Annotated in this window: 15 protein-coding genes; 9 read left to right on the plus strand and 6 right to left on the minus strand. The window is 60.0% G+C overall.

The window, feature by feature from the left end; translation table 11 throughout:
* The first annotated feature begins 25 nt into the window (after positions 1-25).
* From AC5TBW_RS03065 to AC5TBW_RS03075, 3 genes are read left to right on the plus strand one after another with little or no spacing between them, the layout of a single operon-like run.
* Positions 26-1057: a histone deacetylase family protein gene (locus tag AC5TBW_RS03065; protein ID WP_495511903.1), complete on the plus strand. Its 1032-nt coding sequence runs from the start codon at positions 26-28 to the stop codon at positions 1055-1057.
* Positions 1054-2160 (plus strand): class II histone deacetylase, encoded by a 1107-nt coding sequence (locus AC5TBW_RS03070; RefSeq protein ID WP_495510668.1) that lies wholly within the window; start codon positions 1054-1056, stop codon positions 2158-2160. Before AC5TBW_RS03065 ends, AC5TBW_RS03070 begins: the two co-directional genes overlap by 4 nt.
* A complete protein-coding gene (locus tag AC5TBW_RS03075) occupies positions 2157-3110 on the plus strand; it encodes a branched-chain amino acid transaminase (protein ID WP_495510669.1) in 954 nt (317 codons plus the stop codon). The genes AC5TBW_RS03070 and AC5TBW_RS03075 overlap by 4 nt, the downstream gene beginning before the upstream one ends.
* Before the next feature lie 206 nt (positions 3111-3316).
* Here the strand turns inward: AC5TBW_RS03075 and AC5TBW_RS03080 are convergent, their stop codons facing one another.
* The 6 genes from AC5TBW_RS03080 to AC5TBW_RS03105 all read right to left on the minus strand — a co-directional run bounded on the left by AC5TBW_RS03080 (position 3317) and on the right by AC5TBW_RS03105 (position 10972).
* Positions 3317-4441 (minus strand): pyridoxal phosphate-dependent aminotransferase, encoded by a 1125-nt coding sequence (locus tag AC5TBW_RS03080; protein ID WP_495510670.1) that lies wholly within the window; start codon positions 4439-4441, stop codon positions 3317-3319.
* A 40-nt stretch (positions 4442-4481) separates the two neighbouring features.
* A complete protein-coding gene (locus AC5TBW_RS03085) occupies positions 4482-5864 on the minus strand; it encodes an FAD-binding oxidoreductase (protein ID WP_495510671.1) in 1383 nt (460 codons plus the stop codon).
* Between the two features lie 27 nt (positions 5865-5891).
* Positions 5892-7532 (minus strand): ABC transporter ATP-binding protein, encoded by a 1641-nt coding sequence (locus AC5TBW_RS03090; protein WP_495510672.1) that lies wholly within the window; start codon positions 7530-7532, stop codon positions 5892-5894.
* A gap of 9 nt (positions 7533-7541) precedes the next feature.
* Positions 7542-8375, minus strand: a complete 834-nt coding sequence (locus AC5TBW_RS03095; protein ID WP_146876019.1) for an ABC transporter permease — start codon at positions 8373-8375, stop codon at positions 7542-7544.
* Positions 8372-9352: an ABC transporter permease gene (locus tag AC5TBW_RS03100; protein ID WP_495510673.1), complete on the minus strand. Its 981-nt coding sequence runs from the start codon at positions 9350-9352 to the stop codon at positions 8372-8374. Before AC5TBW_RS03100 ends, AC5TBW_RS03095 begins: the two co-directional genes overlap by 4 nt.
* A gap of 63 nt (positions 9353-9415) precedes the next feature.
* A complete protein-coding gene (locus AC5TBW_RS03105) occupies positions 9416-10972 on the minus strand; it encodes an ABC transporter substrate-binding protein (RefSeq protein ID WP_495510674.1) in 1557 nt (518 codons plus the stop codon).
* Between the two features lie 215 nt (positions 10973-11187).
* Between AC5TBW_RS03105 and AC5TBW_RS03110 the strand changes: the two genes are divergently transcribed.
* The 6 genes from AC5TBW_RS03110 to AC5TBW_RS03135 all read left to right on the plus strand — a co-directional run bounded on the left by AC5TBW_RS03110 (position 11188) and on the right by AC5TBW_RS03135 (position 19419).
* Positions 11188-11883, plus strand: coding sequence for a GntR family transcriptional regulator (locus AC5TBW_RS03110; protein WP_495510675.1), 696 nt, complete (start codon positions 11188-11190; stop codon positions 11881-11883).
* Positions 11884-11890: 7 nt separating this feature from the next.
* The gene (locus AC5TBW_RS03115) at positions 11891-12913 is read left to right on the plus strand and encodes a histone deacetylase family protein (RefSeq protein WP_495510676.1); all 1023 of its coding nucleotides are present in this window, start codon (positions 11891-11893) and stop codon (positions 12911-12913) included.
* Positions 12914-13014: 101 nt separating this feature from the next.
* Entirely contained in the window at positions 13015-16680 is a 3666-nt protein-coding gene (locus AC5TBW_RS03120) for an ATP-binding protein (RefSeq protein WP_495510677.1), read from the plus strand.
* Positions 16677-17312 carry a condensin complex protein MksE gene (locus AC5TBW_RS03125; RefSeq protein ID WP_022520046.1) on the plus strand — a complete coding sequence of 212 codons (636 nt, stop codon included), beginning with the start codon at positions 16677-16679 and terminating at the stop codon, positions 17310-17312. The genes AC5TBW_RS03120 and AC5TBW_RS03125 overlap by 4 nt, the downstream gene beginning before the upstream one ends.
* Entirely contained in the window at positions 17309-18553 is a 1245-nt protein-coding gene (locus AC5TBW_RS03130; RefSeq protein ID WP_495510678.1) for a hypothetical protein, read from the plus strand. The genes AC5TBW_RS03125 and AC5TBW_RS03130 overlap by 4 nt, the downstream gene beginning before the upstream one ends.
* Positions 18550-19419: a DUF7281 domain-containing protein gene (locus AC5TBW_RS03135; RefSeq protein ID WP_495510679.1), complete on the plus strand. Its 870-nt coding sequence runs from the start codon at positions 18550-18552 to the stop codon at positions 19417-19419. The genes AC5TBW_RS03130 and AC5TBW_RS03135 overlap by 4 nt, the downstream gene beginning before the upstream one ends.
* The last annotated feature ends 63 nt before the right edge of the window (positions 19420-19482 follow it).

The following is a 19482-nucleotide window of genomic DNA, read 5'->3' on the forward strand; positions in this document are numbered from 1 at the left end:
GCTGCCAAGGATTGCGAACTTGACCATGAAATGCTTTTACCACCCTGATCAGGCCTACCACGCGCCGCCGACGTTTTTGCTGCGCGGTCAACCCGTGCCCTCACCGGAAGGCCCGGTGCGCGCCGAGCTGCTTACCCAGGGGTTGGTAAAGGCGGGGCTGACCCTGACCGCGCCTACTGAGGCGGATTCGCCAACGCTGCGTAAGCGCTTGGAACAGATCCATACGCCGCGCTACCTGACGTTTCTCGACACCATTTACGCTCGCTGGCAGGCGCTGCCCAATGCGGCGGAGTTTGTTGCGCCCAATATTCACCCCTGCGGTGGCGGTTACCACTACCCCCGTCACCCGATTGGGCAGGCGGGGTGGCATTTGCACGATATGGCCTGCCCGCTGAGTGCTACCAGCTTTCAAGGCGCGCTGGCCTCGGCGGCTAGCGCCGAAGCGGCGGCTGAAGAGGTGCTTGATGGCGCGCCAACGGCCTACGCGCTGTGCCGCCCGCCGGGTCATCATGCTGGGCCGGAGCGCGCCGGGGGCTTTTGCCTGCTGAATAATTCAGCGCTGGCCGCCACGGTGTTGCGCGAACGCTTCGCTAAAGTAGCGATCATCGATGTGGATCTGCACCACGGCAACGGCACCCAGGATATTTTTTATCACCGCAGCGATGTCTGGACGGGGTCGCTGCACGCTGACCCTAGTGATTTCTATCCGTTTTTTTGGGGCGGCGCTGATGAAGAGGGCGACGAAGAAGGCGTAGGTGCTAACGTTAATCTGCCCTTGCCGGTAGGTAGCGACGGCGAGGTCTATCTGGACGCTCTGGCAGTGTTAATTGATCACCTACAGCGCTACGAGCCCGATGCCGTGGTGGTGGCGCTAGGCTTGGATGCCCACAAAGATGACCCGCTAGCGGGGCTCAAAGTAGAAACCGAAGCGTTTATCGAGGTGGGCAAGCGTTTGGCGTCGCTTTCGCTGCCCATGGTGATTGTGCAAGAAGGTGGCTACCCCACTGAGCACTTAAGCGCCAACCTGACCGCCTTTATGCAGGGCTTTACGGCATGAGCAGAACCGGTTTCTACTGGCACGAGCGCTGCTTTTGGCATGACCAAGGCGCGATTGGGGTCTTCTCCGCCCCCGGTGAGTTTTTACAGCCTCAAGCTGCATCTGAAAGCCCGGAAAGCAAACGGCGGCTGAAGAATATTCTCGAAGTCAGCGGTCTGATTGACGAACTTCATGTGGTTAAACCGCCCGCTGCCTCCATTGATGATTTATCGCGCTTTCACACTTCACGCTATTTAGAAGACCTGCAGGCAGGGGATAAAGCCAGAGGCGGCAATGGAGGCGACTGCGCCCCCTACATGCCCGGCAGCTGGGCGGCGGCCACGCAATCTGCCGGGTTAGCCATTACCGCAGTGGAAGCCGTAGCGCTTGGCGAGGTCAGCAATGCCTACGCCCTATGCCGCCCGCCGGGGCATCATGCCGAAGCCGATCAAGGCCGAGGTTTTTGCCTGCTGGGCAATATCCCCGTGGCGGTGATGCGCGCCCGTGCCTTGGGGCAGGTTAGCCGCGTAGCGATACTCGATTGGGATGTTCACCACGGCAACGGTCAGCAGGCGGCGTTTTATAACGAGCCTGAAGTCTTTACGGTTTCTATCCATCAGGCGGCCAACTACCCGCTGGAAACCGGCAGCTTTGGCGAGCAGGGCGAAGGCACAGGCATGGGTGCCAATCTCAACCTGCCGCTGCCACCGGGCTGCGGCCTGGGCGCCTACGGTTACGCCATGGAAAAGCTGGTGCTGCCCGCGCTGGAGGCGTTCAAACCTGACCTGATCGTGGTGGCGTGCGGTTACGACGCCTGTGCCAAAGATCCCTTAGGCAAGATGTTGCTCAACAGCCAGGCCTTCGCCGACATGACCGCTCAGCTAAAAGCGCTGGCCGAGCGCTGTTGCGAGGGCAAGTTGGTGTTCATACATGAAGGCGGTTATTCAGAAGGCTATGTGCCGCTCTGTGGTCACGCAGTGATCCAGACTTTGGCAGATAGTCAGATTGCCGTGCCTGACCCGCAAAACGATGAAATTGCCGCATGGGGCTATCAGGCCCTGCAACCGCATCAGCAGACGTTGATCGATGACTGGTGCCAACAGTGGGAGCAACGCAAACAATGACACCGCTTTATGATCGCGACGGCTGGATATGGCAGGATGGTGAATGGCTGGAATGGCGTGAGGCCAAGGTGCACCTGTTTACCCATACACTGCATTACGGCATGGGTTGTTTTGAGGGTGTGCGCGCTTACGCAGGCCCCAGCGGCACGCATTTATTTCGTACTGCCGAGCACACCCGTCGCTTGGCAGAAAGTGCTCATTCACTGGATATGCCGCTGCCGTTTAGTGAAGCGGAGTTGATCAATGCCCAGCGCGAATGCCTGACCAAAAACAACCTGAGCAATGCCTACCTGAAACCCACCGTGTTTTTTGGTGCGGAAGGTTTAGGGCTACGCGCCCAGGGGCTAACGACCCATGTGATGGTCGCCGCCTGGGATTTAGGCCCCTACATTTCCCCCCAGGCCGCCACCCACGGCTTGCGAGCGCTGACCTCTTCCTGGGCGCGCCACCACGTCAACATCAGCCTGTGTCGGGCAAAAACCAACGGCCACTACGTCAACTCGATACTGGCACTGAATACCGCGATCAAAGCCGGGTTTGATGAAACTATCATGCTCGACCCCGAAGGCTATGTAGCCGAGGCCTCCGCGGCCAACGTCTTTTTGCTGCGCGATGGGGTGCTGCACACCCCGGAAGTGACGTCGTGTTTACAAGGCATCACCCGGGATAGCGTGATTCAGCTGGCGCAAAAGGTGCTGGGCATTGAAGTGCGGGAGCGGCGGATTACCCGCGACGAGCTCTACACCGCCGACGAGGCATTTTTAACCGGCACCGCCGCCGAAATACTCCCGCTTCGCGAGCTGGATGGCCGTCGTATTGGCGGTCGCGCTGGCGCACCGCCCGTCAACGAACCCATCAGTCCCGACAGTGTCACTGCTCAACTGCAGGGCTTATATCGTCAGGCGGTGCGCGGTGAGCTGGACGATTTCAGGCATTGGTTAACGCCTTAGGGCAAGTGTGGCGGGTAATCAGCCTGCCCCGGTGCGAGGGCAGGTTTCCGCGAGGGCGCTGTGAACCCATCCATGGGCGCTACTTTCGCCATCTGACCGCCATGGATGGCGGAAATGGCGGAATTGTCGGGAACATTTTCCGGCCATGACAAAAGACCCTCGCTCCAACCTGCCCTCGCACCTACTGATCAACGTTACTAAGTTAATCAGGCGTGCTCTTTAATCGCCTGTTCGAGAGCCGCCAATCTTCCCGGTTCCAGTGCGGCTTGTACCGCCGTAATGCGTATTACATTGGCAAGTTCTGGGTGTGTCAGGCGCGTGACTAATACACCTTCGTCGAGCAGTTGCTGGTGCACCTCAGCGGCGAGTTCGGCGCTGGGCAGGCGAATGCCGATAAAGTTGGTGGCGCTGGGGAGTACGTCGGCGCCCAGTGCGTGAAAGTGTTTAGCCAACTGCTCACGGCGGGCTTTTACATCGGTAACGTGTTGGTGAACCTCGTCAGGATGATCGAGCACCACTTCCGCAGCGGCCAGGGTCAACGACGATACCGCGTAGTGAATACGCACCTTCATCATCATCGCCAGCACCTCTGGGTCAGCGATGGCGTAGCCAATGCGCAGACCCGCCAGGCCGTGAGCCTTTGAAAGCGTGCGCAGGCGAATCACGCCCGGTATGGCTTTGGCAGCGAACTCGCTGTTGGCATCGTCGCGGAAGTCCCCATAGGCTTCATCCAGCAGCAGCCAGCAGGTATCGGGCAGCGCCTCGCGCAGTTTGAGAATGGCGCTGTCGCTATGTAAGTGGCCGCTGGGGTTATCCGGGTTGGCTAGATACACCAGCCGCGCGTTCTCCTGATGCGCCGCTGCGATAAGCGCTTCCAGGTCGGGGGCCAGCACGCCCGGCGCCTCATAATAGCTGGGCTCAACCAAGCGGCAGCCCTGGCCTTTGGCAAAATAGCCCAAGGTGGGGTAGGTGCCTGCGGTGCTGACGACCGTTTCACCCGGCTCGCAAGTGGTGCGCAGCGCCAGGGCAATCAAGCTATCGGCACCGGCATCGACCAGCATCGTTTCCAACGGAATACCTTGCTGAGCACTCAAACGCTGGCGCACACCCAGCGCCTCGGCATCGCCGTAGCAGTAAACGTGTTCGGTCAGGGCATCGCCAAAGTGCTCGCGCAGGGCGCGGTGGGGCATGTCCAGGCCTTCGTTAGAGCCCAGCCTATGGGGAATCTCCTTGCCAATGCGACGCTCTAATACTTTGATACCTGGAAAAGGGTTATGCGGGCCTTCGCCAGTTAAGTGCTCGGGATAACGGGGCGTACTTTGGGAGGGCATGGTAAGTCCTAAAGCAGTGTTAATGAGTAACTTAAAACGGTTATTGAAGTACTTTGCCGCGATTCAATAGGTTGAGCGGGTCTAGCGCATGCTTGAGGGTATGCATCAACTCGACTTCGGCGCTGGAGCGGCAGGTGCTCAGCCAGGGCCGCTTCTCAAGGCCGATGCCGTGTTCGGCGGAGACCGAGCCGCCAAGCGCTGCCAGCGGTTGATAGACCATCGCTTCCACTTCACGGCGCACCTCTACTTCAGCGCTCCCCACACTAACGGAAATATGCAGGTTGCCATCGCCCAGGTGACCAAATACCACCAGGCGCGCTTCGTGCCAGCGCTGAGTTAGTTGCGCTTCCAGGGCATCGGTGTAGCGCTGCATATCGGCAATCGGCAGGCTGACATCGAAGGTAAGCACCGGCGCCAGCCCCTTGACCAGCCCTTCGATGTCCTCGCGAATCGCCCACAGCCCATCACGTTGGGTAGTCGACTGCGCAATCACTGCATCGACAATCAGCTCGCTCTCAAGCGCACTTTCTAATGCTTCGCTGAACTGAGTGGCATTGCGTTCAGCGTCGCTGCCCAGTGACTCAATGATCACATAAAACGGGTGCTCGGTGGCAATCGGCGGGGTGTGGCGGCCTAGTGTCTCGGTGAGCAAGCGATAGTGGTTTTGCCACATCACCTCAAACGCACCCAGGCTGCCGCCGAGTGTTTTGCCCATATGGCTGAGTAGCCCGGTGAGCGCCTCAAATGAAGGGCAGGCCACCATCGCCGTTTGCTCGCTAGGAGTAGGTGGCTGAAGGCGCAGTACCGCTCGGGTCACAATGCCCAACGTGCCTTCGCTGCCGATAAACAGCTGCTTCAAATCGAAACCGGCATTGTTTTTCAGCATGCGGTTCATGGAGCTGACTACCCGGCCATCGGCCATGACCGCTTCCAGGCCGAGCACCTGCTGGCGCATCATGCCGTAGCGGATCACCCGAACGCCGCCGGCGTTGGTGGCGATATTGCCGCCAATCGTGCAACTGCCCCGAGCACCCAGGTCCAGCGGAAACTGCAGGCCGACCTCTTTCGCGGCTTCCTGAACCCGTTGCAGCGGCGTCCCCGCCTGCACGGTGAGGGTGCCGCCGACCTGGTCGATCTCTTCGATCGCGGTCATACGCTCAAGGGAAATCACCAGTTCATCCGGGCTAGCTTCTGCGCCGTGTACCAGACCGGTTAAGCCGCCGTGGGTGACCACCGGTTGCTGCACCTGATGACAGGCACGCATGACCGCCGCGACTTGCTCGGTATCCGCCGGGCGAACAATCGCCCCGGCTTGGCAGGGCGCGCCGGTCATCCAGTCCACGCGGCGGCTGCGCACATCGTCGCCGGTCAATACATGGGCTGGGCCCACAATAGCGCGCAGCGCCTCCAGGGTTATCTGCATTGGGTATCCTTTTTACCTTTAAACAATTTACGCAGTGGCCGCAACGGGCGCCTCGCGGCCGGGAATCGCCTTGAGCAGATCCTGGGTATACGCCTCACGCGGGGCGAGGAAAATCTGCTCGGCGCTGCCTTGCTCGACGATGCGACCATACTGCATCACCACGATGCGGTCGCAAATCTGGGCGGCGACGCGCAGATCGTGGGTGATGAACAGCAATGATAGTGAGAGACGTTGTTTGAGTTCCTCCAGCAGTTCCAGTACCTGGGCCTGAATCGACACATCCAGGGCCGAGACGGCTTCGTCTGCCACGATCAGCTCAGGGTTAAGCGCCAGTGCGCGGGCAATGCCGATGCGCTGGCGCTGGCCGCCGGAAAACTCGTGGGGGAAGCGCTCCACGGCGCTGGCACCCAAGCCCACCATATCCAGCAGCTCGCCTGCCTGTTTAAGCGCCGCAGCTTTGGGCGTGCCGTTGGCAATTGGCCCTTGGGCTATCGCCATGCCCACTTTGGTGCGCGGGTTGAGCGAGGCGTAAGGGTCCTGGAATATCATCTGAACGCGGTGGCGCTCGCGGCGTAGCGCATCGCCTTTTAGTTGGGAAAGGTTGACGCCATCCAGCAATAGTTCGCCGCTGTCGGGGTGTTCCAAGCGCACCACGCAGCGCCCAAGGGTAGACTTGCCCGAGCCGGACTCACCGACAATCCCCACGGTTTCTCCCCGGGCCAGGGTGAGCGAAACATCGTTAAGCGCATGCACTTCGCGAGCAGGTTTGAGCCAGCCGCCCCGAGAGCGAAAGACCTTATTGAGCTGCTTGATCTCCAACAGCGGAGCAACTTGACTGGTCTCCCGGTGGGGCGGCACCGCATTACTGGGAATCGCGGCGATTAGTGCTTGGGTATAGGCGTCTTGCGGGTTCTCAAGCACCGGCTTAGCGTCACCCAACTCGACGATCTTGCCGTGGCGCATGACGCAGACGCGGTTGGCAATTTCGGCCACCACGCCAAAGTCGTGGGTGATAAACATCACCGACATGCCGCGTCGCTGCTGTAGGTCGCGTATCAGCTCAAGAATCTGCGCCTGTGTCGTTACATCCAGCGCTGTAGTGGGCTCATCGGCAATCAATAAAATGGGTTCCAGCGCCAGTGCCATGGCGATCATTACCCGCTGGCGCTGGCCGCCGGAAAGCTCAAACGGGTAGGCGCGAATCGCCTTTTCAGGCTGGGGAATACCCACTTCGATCAGCAGCTCCAGCGCGCGGGCCTGTCGCTCCTTGGGGGTGAGCTGGCCGTGCGCTTCGAACACCTCGGCAATCTGTGCGCCAACGCGCATCAGCGGGTTGAGGGCGGTCATCGGTTCTTGAAAGATCATGCCGATTTTTAGTCCACGCAGAGCGCGGTGCTGTTTTTCCGTCAGCGAGAGCAGGTCTTGCCCTTCAAAGAGTATCTCGCCCTGGGTGGCGTTCACGCCCTTGGGCAGCAGCCCCATCACGGCGTTGGCAGCCATCGACTTTCCGGAACCGGATTCGCCCACCACGCACATGATTTCGCCGCGCTTCACCTCGTAACTCACGTCCTCCACCGCCAGGGCGCGGTCCGCCCCTTTGGGGAGCGCAATGTTCAGGTCTCGAATGCTGAGGACGGTGTCAGCCGATTGATTCTCTGTAATAGGCATATAAAGTCCTTAGCGCTCGCGGGATAGTTTGGGGTTCAAAGCGTCGTCTAGCCCTTCACCCACCAGGTTTAACGCCAGCACGGTGAGCAGAATCGCCACGCCAGGGAAGAAGCTTAGCCACCACGCCTGACGAATCACCGTGCGCGCCGCGCCGATCATATAGCCCCAGGACATCACGTTAGGATCGCCCAACCCCAGAAACGACAGCGCCGACTCCAGCAAAATCGCGGTGGCGACCATCAGCGAGGCCAGCACGATAATCGGCGACAGCGTATTGGGCAGAATCTGACGCAGAATGATCGTGGTGTTGGACTGACCCACTAAACGCGCGGCTTCCACATACTCGCGGTTGCGCAGCGACATAAATTCGGCGCGAACCAAGCGTGCCACCGGCGGCCAGCTGACAATCGCAATCGCCAGCACAATCGAGGTGATGCTGGGCTGCATAATCGCGACCAGCACGATCGCCAGGGCAAAGTTGGGGATGGTCTGGAAGAACTCGGTAAAGCGCATCAGTACGTCATCAATGATGCCGCCGTAGTAGCCGGCAATCGCCCCCAAGGGAACGCCAATCAGCAGTGCCACGCTGGTGGAGACCAGCCCGATCAATAGCGAAACCCAGGCGCCATGCATCAAGCCTGAGGCCACATTGCGGCCCATGGTGTCGGTGCCCAAGGGAAAGCCATCCTGAGAGAGCGGCGGCAAAAACGGTCGCTGAACCATGCGCCAGGGCGACTCAGGAAATAGCAGTGGTGCCAGTATCGCCATGGCGATAATCACCAGCAGGATAATCAGCCCCACCAGGGCGCCACGGTTTTGCGCAAAGCGTGCGAAAAAGCTCATGCGGCCCCCTTCTTGATGCGTGGATCAGCCAGGCTGTAGACCAAATCAGTGATGATATTGAAGACGATGACCAAGGCCGCCGAGAAGAAGAAAATACCCAGCAGCAGGTTGTAGTCCCGTTGTTCAAGGGCTTCAAACATCAAGCGGCCGATGCCCGGCCAGGCAAACACGGTTTCGGTCAGGATGGCCCCACCGACCATCTGACCCGCTTGTAGGCCTGCCAGGGTAATAATCGGCAGTAGCGCGTTACGCAGCACATGGCGCCGCTGGATAATGCTGGGCTTCAAGCCTTTGGCGCGGGCGGTTTTGACGTAATCCTGTTGAGCGGCATCCAGCATTGAAGTACGCGTCATGCGGGTGTAAATCGCCATAAAGAACAGCGCCAGCGTAGTCGCCGGCAGTACCAGGTGTTGGGCAACATCGAGCACCAGCGCAAACCCGGTGTGACCGGCCCCGACGGTATAAAGCCCGTAGGCGGGCAGCCAGCCCAGGTAGACCGAGAACACCACCACCGACATCAGCGCCACCCAGAACAGCGGGGTGGCGTAGAACACCAGCGCCAGCGCCATAATCAGCGAGCCAGAGGGTTTTTTAACCCGTGCCGCGGCCATGGAACCCGCCACGATGCCCAGCACCAGCGAAAGCACAAAAGCGGTGCCGGTGAGCAATAGGGTGGCGGGCAAGCGATCCATGATCAGATCAAACACCGGGACACCCAAGCGGTAGGAGTAGCCGAAATCGAGCATGGCAATACCCGATACATAGCGCCACAGCTGCACGTACATTGGTTGATCAAGACCGAATCGCTCGCGCAACTGGTTGAGGAACTCCTGATCGGCAGCGCCCGCTTGCCCAGCCAAAATAGACGCTGGGTCGCCGGGGGCCATTTGGATCAGGAGAAAATTGAAAATAACGATCAAAAACAAAACGATAACGGCTTTAAAAAGCCGCATGGAAATTAAGCGAGCGTAAACCATAGACACCTTCCTGATGTAGCTGAAACACCCAGGCGGTGTCGACCGCCTGGGTATGGCTAAGCCCTAGCGGTCTAGCCAGGCATCTTTAAAGCCGTCGTTAACCCCTACGCCGGAGGTGACCAGGTTTTGCACATCGCAGCGGTAGAGCGTTGGGAAACCCAGCTCCATCAGCCAGCCAACGGGCACGTCTTCGTGCAGGATTTCCTGCACTTCACGGTAGAGTTTTTCGCGCTCTGCGTCGGGGAATGCCGTGGCGGCCTCGTTAAACAGCTCGTCGACACGCTCGTTTTCGTAGCCTTCCACGTTATTCCAGGGCGAGCCCTTGGCAATATTGTCGGAAAGGTAGGTGCGTGAAATACCCAGTGCCGGGTCGCCGTACTGGTAAAGGTAAGTAAAGGCGAGGTCGTAATCCCAATCGCCCAGGCGCTGGTTCCAGCCGCCCACGTCGGTGGCTTGGGTTTCTACATTAATGCCCACTTCGCGCAGGTTCTGCTGCACGGCTTCCGCCCAGCGCGTCCAGGTTTCTCCATAGGGCAGCGGCAGAATAGTGATCTCTTCACCGTCGTAGCCCATTTCATCCAGCAACTCGCGGGCGCGGTCTGGATTGTAATCGTAGGGCTCCAGATCATCGTTCTGGAAACGCGCATTGGAGCCAAAGGCGGAGAGCGGGACATTGCCCAGGCCGTTCCAGAGCACATTTTTGGCGAACTCGCGGTCCATGGCGTACATCACCGCCTGACGGAAACGTTTATCCGCGGTTGGGCCTTCACGATTGTTCATCCACAGCATGGCAAAGGGGCTGAAGTACTCATGGCCCTCTTCAGTCATACAAACGTTATCCATCTCGGCCAGGCGAGGAATATCGAAGTTTTCGACCGTGCCGCTGGGCAGTACATCAATGGTGCCGTTCTCGAAGGCCACTGCGCGGGAGGCGCCGTCGGGGATGACGTGCCAGTTAACGCCGTCCAGATAGGGCAGGCCGTCTTCGTAGTACTCCTCGTTCTTGACCAGCTCGATCACCGTGCCGCGTTCCCAGTTGTCGAACTTGAACGGGCCGGTGCCAATGGGGTGGTCGTTATGCTCGTTATTGCGGAAATCGGTGCCCGCGTAAAGATGCTCGGGCACCATGGTAAAGGTGCCTGCTTCAAAGGAGAGCAGGAACGGGCCGAAGGGTTGCTTCAGGGTAAATACAACGGTGTGGTCGTCGGTGGCTTCAATGCTCTCCACGTGCTGAAGAACGGCGCGGGCACTAGGGTTCAGCTCGCGGTGGAACACATCGGCAGAGAACACCACGTCATCGGCGGTAAAAGCTTCACCATCGTGCCAGGTAACGCCTTCACGCAGATGGAAGGTGTAGGTGCGTCCATCGTCACTAACGTCCCAGGACTCTGCCAGTTGCGGCATGGGCTCAAGGTCGGTGGTGTAGCGCAACAGGCCTTCGTAAATATTGCCCGCCACGGTACGTGTGGGCGCATTCTGAACCATGCCCAGCACCAGGCCGGGCGGCTCCGGCTGGATAATGGTGTTAACCACTCCACCCTCTTTGGGGTCATCGGCCAGGGCGGCGGAGGTAAAAGCGAGTGCTGCAGCGGAAATAGCCAAAGCTAAAGGTTTTTTCATGTTTCCTGCTCCTCGGTTATTAGCACGTAATGAGGTTACGTAGTCGTTAGGCGAGCGAGGCGTGACGTGTCAGGCCCAGTTGTGATGTTTGTTGGGGGCCTGCTTTGACCATAGCAGCACTTGGTAAAGCTGTCGACAGTCGGCAATCGTTCGTCGACAAGTGAGTATTTTTCGTCATACTGAAGGTAACGCGTCATACCCCACGAGTGAACTTTATGGCCTTATCAACGGCGGCTCCCAGGCCCTTTATCCAGCAGCAGAACCTTGTCGAGCAAGTGGCTGACTATTTGACCCAAGCGATTATTCAGCAACACTTCTTACCCGGCGAACGGCTTTCTGAAGTACAGCTTTCCCGTGACTTGGGCGTTAGCCGCGCACCGGTTCGCGAGGCCGCTCGCTTGTTGGAAAGCCGTGGCTTATTAATATCAAAACCTCGCCGGGGCTTCTTTGTGCGCGCGTTGAATGCCGTTGAACTCGAAGATGTGTTTGATTTGCGGCTATGCCTCGAGCGTCATGCGATTCAACGCTTAACGGAGCGCTATACACCGGAAGCACAGCGCGCGCTCAAGCAGCAAGTAGAAGTGCTATGTGAGGCCGCGGCCAGTAACGATGGCACCCGTCGCATTGAAGAGGATCTGCAGTTTCACCGCCTCATGCTGCACTACGCGGGGAACGACCGGCTACTGCGTGCCTTCGACGACCTGACCCATGAGCTGCGCCTGTGCATCACCCTCATTACCAAAACCCATGAAGCCCCCGACACCATCGCCACCAGCCACTTTAAACTGCTCGATGCGCTGGATAGCGGTAGCCCTGACGCCTGCCGTGAGGCGATTGACTACCACATAGGCATAGCCCGCAAATTCGTGGTGAAGGGTGTGGGCGAAAACGGAGATAGTTCTGATGAATAGAGTGCCGATGAAGACGTTCTTTCACGATGATCAATTGCTTCATCAGCCGCAAACCTACTTCTCCCGCGGGAAGATGCGCACTCCCCAGGAAGTGCCGGAGCGCGCGACTCAACTGCTGGCGGCGGCCAATCAGTTAGGATTTGATATTCAAGCACCTGCGGATCATGGCGTAGCGCCAATAAGGGCGGTGCACTCGTTGCCCTACCTGCGCTTTCTCGAAAGTGCCCATCGGCGCTGGCATGCCCTTGAGGAAGATTGGGGTGAAGAGGTCATCTCCAATATTTTTGTACGTTCGCCCAACGCTCTGCGCGGCATCTTGGCGGAAGCTGGCCGCTATCTGGCCGACGGTAGCGCCCCGGTGGGTCAGCACACCTGGCAGTCTGCTTATTGGTCCGCTCAAAGTGCGGTCGCTGGGGCTGAGGCTCTGTTAGCCGGTGATCGGTTTGCCTATGCACTATCGCGCCCCCCGGGCCATCACGCAGGCATCGACTCGGCCGGTGGCTTCTGCTTTCTGAATAATGCCGCCATTGCCGCGCAGCAACTCACCTCGCGCTACCCGCGCATCGTGGTGCTCGACCCCGATATGCATCACGGGCAGGGCATTCAGGAGATTTTCTACCAGCGCGACGACGTGCTGTATATCTCGATCCACGGTGATACCACCAACTTCTATCCCGCGGTGACCGGCTTCGAAGACGAGCGCGGGCAGGGTGCTGGGCTGGGCTATAACCTCAACCTGCCCATGCCTCACGGCTCAGAAGAAGCGGTGTTCTTTGACCGCCTTGAGGAGGCCTGCCAAGCCATCCGCCTATTCGAGCCTGACGCCATCGTGCTGGCGCTGGGGTTTGATATCTACGAGCGCGACCCCCAGGCCAAAGTTTCTGTCTCCACGCCGGGGTTTGGTGAGCTGGGCCGCCGGGTCGCGGACTTTAACGTACCCACGCTGGTGGTACAGGAAGGCGGCTACTACCTCGAAGGGCTGAAAGCCAATGCGGTGAGTTTCTTTGAGGGTCTGCTAACCAATAGGTAATCAGTAAGACAAGCCATCAAGGTGTCTGGCAAAATGGCTGCTTTCAGCGATCAGCAAAACGATTTGGATCGCCCTTGAAATCGTCATTGAAAGGACACGGCATGGCCCACTTGCTACGCATCGTGATGATTCACGGCCACCTGGAAGGGGTGGTTGAACTGAGTGTGGACGGTCACACCAATATTTGCGGCACCAACGCCTCCGGTAAAACCACGCTACAGCGTCTGGTGCCGGTGTTCTACGGCGAATTACCCAACAAGGTCGTGCCCAAGACGCGCATGAAGTTCGATGCGTTCTACCTGCCCCACCGCAACAGCTACCTGGTGTACGAGTACCGCCGCGAAGCGGGCAATATCTGCCAGGCAGTGCTGACCCGCAAGGCCGAGGGCGGGGTGGAGTACCGTTTTGTCGGCGCGCCCTACCAGCCGGAAGATTATCTGGTAGAGAGCGACGCGGGCGTGGCGGCGCTGGACTATACCCAGTGGGCCAGCGGCCTGAGGCGCAACGGCACGCCGGTGTCGCCCAAGCTGGGCGCGACCTCTGAATTCCGCTCGGTTATCCAGAACGACTTTACCCAACTGCACGGCAACAGCCGCGACGGCCTCAAGCTGCGCCAGATCGCGGCGCAGTTCAGCCTGGTCAAACCCGAGCGGCGCATCCGCCATATCGAAAAGCTGGTCTCGGCGGTGCATGCCAAAGAGGGCAAGATGGACACCCTCAAAACCATGCTGGCGGCGATTTTCGAAGAGGATGGCGTTGAGCTGCCGGTGACCCGGATTCGCAACACCAAGGCGCGGGAGTGGATTGCCCAAATGCGCCAATCCATGCGCCTGGAACCGCTGCAGGCATCGCTGGCCCGGCTAGCCGGCATCGACCGTGAACTCGCCGACCTGGATGCCACGCTGTGGCAACTGAAGCCGCAGCTGGAAGACGACCGCCAGCGGGCCGAACGCCAAATGGCCGATTTGGATGCCGAACTAGCCCGCCACCAGCGAGAATTCCAGCAGCGGGAGAGTGACTACGCTGAAGCGCGAGATAAGCTGAACGACCGCCACAGCGAAGTGGTCAGCGATTTACAGCAGACCCAGCGCCGCCTCAACGACCTGCAAACCCAGTACGAGCAATACGCCGATGCGGATATGCCTGCCCTGGAGCGCGACATCAACGCGCTGCCCCAGTGGCGGGAGCAACGCGACCAGTTGCTCGCCCACCTTAACGTGATGCAGGACGCAGTAAAAGAGAGCCAGGCGCGCCTGGACGGTCGGCTGCGCGAGCTTTCCGAGGCCCTGGCCCGCCAGACCCGTGAGTCCCAGGAACTGATCGACGCCCTGGTCGAAGAGAAAGCCCTGCGCCGTGAACAGCAGTGGGAGTCCGAACAGCAGCTCAATGAACGCTACCAGCAGGAGCGCCAGCGCCAGGAGGGTGAGTATCAGGCGCAATTAGAACTTGGCGTCGAGCAGCTAGCCGAACTAAAAGCGCAGCTCTCGCTCTCGACCCAGACCGCCGAAGAGGCTTCCGAGGCGGAGCTTGCCCAGGCGCGCCTGGATCAGGCCCAGCAGGAGCGCAACGCCTCGGCCGCTACTCTGGATGGCCTGCGCCGGGAGTTTGAAAGCCGCAAACGCGAACGCGACAGTGCCGAACAGCAGCTGGTGCAACTTCGCCAGCAGCTGGAGCGCGCCGAGCAGCGCTGCTTTGCGCTCTATCAGCAGCGCGACCCGGAGCAGGGCAGCCTGCGCCACTTCCTGCGCTACCACCGCCCCGGCTGGGAGCAGCAGCTAGGCAAGGTGATTGCGCCGGAGCTGCTGGAGCGGCGTGACCTCGCCCCGCAGCTGGCGGAAGGCGCAAGCGATGACCTGTTCGGGCTGGCGCTGGATCTTTCCGCCATTGCCCTGCCGGATTACGCCCAGGATGAAGCCAGCCTGTTGGCCGCCATTGAAGAGGCGAACACCGCCAAACGCCGGGTGCAAACGGAGAGCCAGGCCGCCGAGAAATCGCTCAGGCAGCAGAACGAGCGGGTGCAGCAGGCCGATGAAGCCCAGGATCAAGGCCGCATGGCCCACAAGCGCGCCGAGCAGGAAGTCGAGTTTGCGATAGAGGCCCGCCGCCAGCAGCAGGAGCGCCACACCAAGCGCCAGCAGGAGCGCCGCGCCGCGCACCAAACCGCGTTAGCCCGCCAGGAGCAGGCGCAAACCGAGCTGCGCGAAGAGAAGCAGCAGGCGCTCGCCGCCCTTAGCGAGACCCATCAAAGCCAACTGCTGGAGCTAAAAGCCGACGGCCAGAGCCAGGTGGATAGCCTGGAGGCCCAGCTGCGCCAGTATAAGCAGCAGTTGAGCGACGCCAATGCCGAACACCAGCGCCAGCGCGAGGAACTGGAAGAGGCCTTTAGCCAGGAACTGGCCGAGCAGGGCGTCGACCCCGCCAAGCTAAAAGAGACCAAGGCGCGGCTGGCCAGCCAGGATGAACGCATCCGCGTCACCGCCGCCCGCCAGGATGAACTCACCGAATACACCCGCTTTATGCGCGTCGAGTGGGGGCAGCACAAGCCGCAGCTGGTCGCGCAAGAAGCCGAGCTGGAGCAGGCGGAGCAAAAGCTGCAGCGCGATAAAGAGCACCTGAAAAACGACTTCCAGGCGGCGCGCAAAACCCACCAAAGCACGGTTAGCATGCTGAAAACCCAGCGGGAGAGCGAATACGCCTGCCTGGAAGCCTTGAAGCCGCTACTCACCCAGCTGGAAAGCTTGGCCATTGAGCCTGACGGCCAGGCGTCGAGTGCGCCAGTCGGTGATGTAGACGAACGCATTGAGCGCGCCCGCCAGGCGCTGGGCAATCGCCACCAGCTCATCGAGCAGCTGCGCCGTGGCTGCCTGGAAGTCGAAAGCCAACTGATCAAGGACGCCAGCAGCGGCTTTGCCGAAGCGCTGGAAAGCGAACGCAGCAAGCTGCAAAGCGACAACCCGCGCCTACAGCTGCCGCTACTGCGCGACATGCTTAAACTGCTGGAAGATCAACAGCAGCAGCTGATTCAGGAAGGCCGCAACCTAAGCGACGATTTGGATAAGTTCTTCACCGTGTTCCGCGATCTGAACCGGCGCATCAGCGCCCAAAGCCGCCGACTTTCTGAAGAAGTCGCCGATGACCTGCGCCTGGAAGGCATCACCAAAGCCGAAGTGCGCATCCAGTCCACTATTGATGAACTCGGCTTCTGGGAGCCGTTGAAGCTATTCGCCCAGCGCTATAAAGAGTGGCGGGAATCCGGCCAGACGCTCCCCAGCGACGACTACCTCAACGCCCTAGCGGACGTGGTCGATTTGCTGCGCAGCGACCAGCAGTACAGCTTCGAAAGCCTGCTGCGCCTGGAACTGCACCTGAACGAAGGCGGCACCGATCTGGTGATCAAAAATGACCGCCAGCTGCTGGAGTCCTCCAGCCACGGCATGGCGTATTTGATTCTGTGCAAGTTCCTGCTCGCCTTTACCCGCCTGCTGCGCGGCGATGCGGAAATCGCCATCCACTGGCCCATTGATGAGATCGGCACCCTGGCTTATCACAACGTCGAAAAACTGTTCGACGCCTGCGACAGCAACCGCATTCATATCGTCGGCGCGTTTCCCAACCCCGAGTCCGACGTGCTGCTGCTGTTCGCCAACCGCTACTTGATTGACCGCGATGAGGCCAACCCTAACAAGCGGGTGTTAAAACGCATCGAGCCACGGTTAAGCCGCCTGGCCGAACGGCTCCAGGAACGTCAGCAGGAGGTGACGGTATGATCGAACATGGCCCACTGCTAGAGCGCCTGCTGGCCGGGGAATTTGTCTGCCCGATCAGCGATGAGAGTGGCTATCGTCATCTCACCAATGAAGAGACCCGGGAAGAGATCGATACCTACCTGCGGCCGCTTAACCGGCGGCTGGCCAGCAACGAAGACGGCAGCGTCTATTTTCTGGCCTGGCGTCAGCTTAATGACAACGCCCGGGATCAACTGTCACGTCAGCTCGGCGATACGCTCAATAGCCTGCTGCCGCTGCTGGAGTGGCTACAACTGGTTCAAGAAGCCCTGGGCCGCGATACCCTGGCCGCCCCCGGCGATGTGCTTAAACCCGCCGAGTTCAGCGCCAAGTGCGAAGACAACCAAAGCCTGCGCGAACGCCTGGAACGCCTAGCCACTGACAGCTTTTTCGGCTCGCAAAGTGACCAGCTCGATGCCCAGGTAAAGCAGGTCTTCAAGCGCCTGAAAGAGCACGGCTACCTGCTTCAGCCCCATTCAGAGCGGCAGGTATTCGTGGTCACCGGCAAGATCGACTACCTGGTGGATCTGGTGCGCTTTATTCGCGATGAAGAGAACCTGCCTATCGAAGAGGGCAGCGAAGAAGGCTCCGGTTCCCAGGAGGCCCTGTTGTGAGTTCTAGCGGAGAACACGCTCTGGAAAGCCGCCTGCTAAAAACCGGCAGCGAACGGCTGGCGCTGCTCGGCAAGCACGCCGATGTGCTGATGCAGGCCTATACCCGCGATGAAGTGCCGCTGGAATCGCTCAGCGACAGCGCGCTACGCAAGCTGCTGGCGGCGCGCATTCTATGGCGGCCGGACGAGCAGAGCGGTGTGAAGCTGGCGCCTAAGGTGCGCGAGCTGATCGCCGAGATGCTCGCCGACGAGACCCGCCGCCATGTGAATGCAGATGTAGCGGAAACCCTGGAGCTGATTCGCGCCCTGGTTCACAGTTACCGGGAGGCGCGCAGCCGCGGCGAACACTGGCGGCTGGAGCAGCAGTTGATGCGCCTGCGCCAGGAGGTCGACGACCTGAACGGCCGCTTCGCCGATGCCATCGACAGCTTATGGCAGCGGCTGAATAGCGATTTTGGTTTCGTCAGCCAGCTCAACGACAAAATCCGCGAAAACGACCGCGCCCAGAAGCAGATCGCGCGGCTGCTGGATGGCCTGGCGCTGATCGACTTCGACGAGCTGATCGAACTGGTGGGCAGCGATGGCAGCCTGCGCAAGCTATTGATCAGCCAGCTTCAGCAGCAGCTAAGCCACCACTACACCGGCCTGCGCGAAGTGCAGCGGCGCTTGATCGAACTGATGGCGCGCTTTCGCAAACAGCAGGCGCGCAGCCGCCTGATCACCGGCATGGCCGCCTTTATGCGCGAACACCCCGGCTTTGTGCCGGGCAACTACGCCCGGCGCAGCGAAGTGCCAGGTCTGATCAACCAGGCCGCACCGTTAAGCGCAGCCGCCGCCCCGGCGCTGGATCGCAACCTGGATAGCCGGTTGCTCGCCGACCTGCTGCACCAACTACCCCAGCCGCGCCACACCACGCAAACCGTTGAAGCAGCGGCCCCGGCCCAAGCCCAGGAAAGCAGCCTCGCCGCCGCCCGCCAGCAGGCGCTCAAGCAGGATGTGGAACACTTCTATTTGAGCGTGATCGACCAGCCCCAGGTGGAGCCGGTCAGCGCCCTTGAGTACCTGCACGCAAGCCCGCTGGAGTGGCCGGATGAGATCTGGCTCTTCCAGGTGATTTCCGAGTACCAGGGCCTGCCGCGCAGCGACCAGAAGGCGTTTCGGCTCAAACAGCAGGAGAGCCAGGCCAGCCGCTTCAACCACCTGCGCCTGATCCACGATGTAGAACTGCAGCTGGCCGTATGAACCTACCCAGCCGCGCACGCAATGGCCTTAACGGCGTCGCCCGCGAACTTCTCCGCCAGCCCGCGGTGGAGAAGCCGCGCCGCCAATGGGTAGACGACGTAGTGGCCTGGTGCCATCAACACGATATTGACCTGGCCACGCGAATCAACAGTAAAGCGCTACGTTTTGACGCCACCTTGCTGGCGCAGATCAATGACGTATTAGAAAGCGCCCGCCTGGCACCGCTAGGCCGCTCACTCAGCGGCCTGACCAGCAGCGCCCAGGCAAAAGAGGGTGTGGAAGAAGACAAAGTAACCCGCGAAAGCCCCCGTGCGCGGCGGGTACTCGTCAGCTTTCCGCCGCAGCCAATAGCGGGGCTTGCCAACGAGCCACGCGCTATTCGCGATGTAGATGTAATAGGGCTAAAACTGAGCGCGTTCAGCGCCCTAATTCAGGTCGAAAACCTGGACAGCTTCTATGAGTTTTCGCCGGATATTTCAGCACTACGCAGCTATGCCAACACGCTGGTCGTTTACCGTGGCGACAGCCACTACGGCGGCGGCTTCGCCTTACTGGCAGAGGCGTGGTACAAGACACGCCGAACACATATCTACGCCGGTGATTTTGATGTCAAAGGAGTCACACTAGCCCTCGACAGCAACGCCACCCACTTGCTCCTTCCCAACATTGAATGGCTCACCCAAAACGCCACGCCGCTGCATGTGCCTGCTGAACAGTTTCCTTTCCAACGTAGGCTGCGCAAACATCTGGCCGCGCTGCCATCTGCCCATCCATTGCGTGACTACCTTACGTTGTTGTTGGAAAAGCAGCGGGGGCTCAAGCAGCAGTGGTTTGGTGGGGAGAAGGGGTGTGTGGCACTCAGCTAGAAGCCATGTGGCTAGGGAAATAAAACGCCTTATTATGCTACTTTGGGGGATTTTTCCAACATT

This window comes from Vreelandella sp. ssv, from assembly GCF_059448525.1.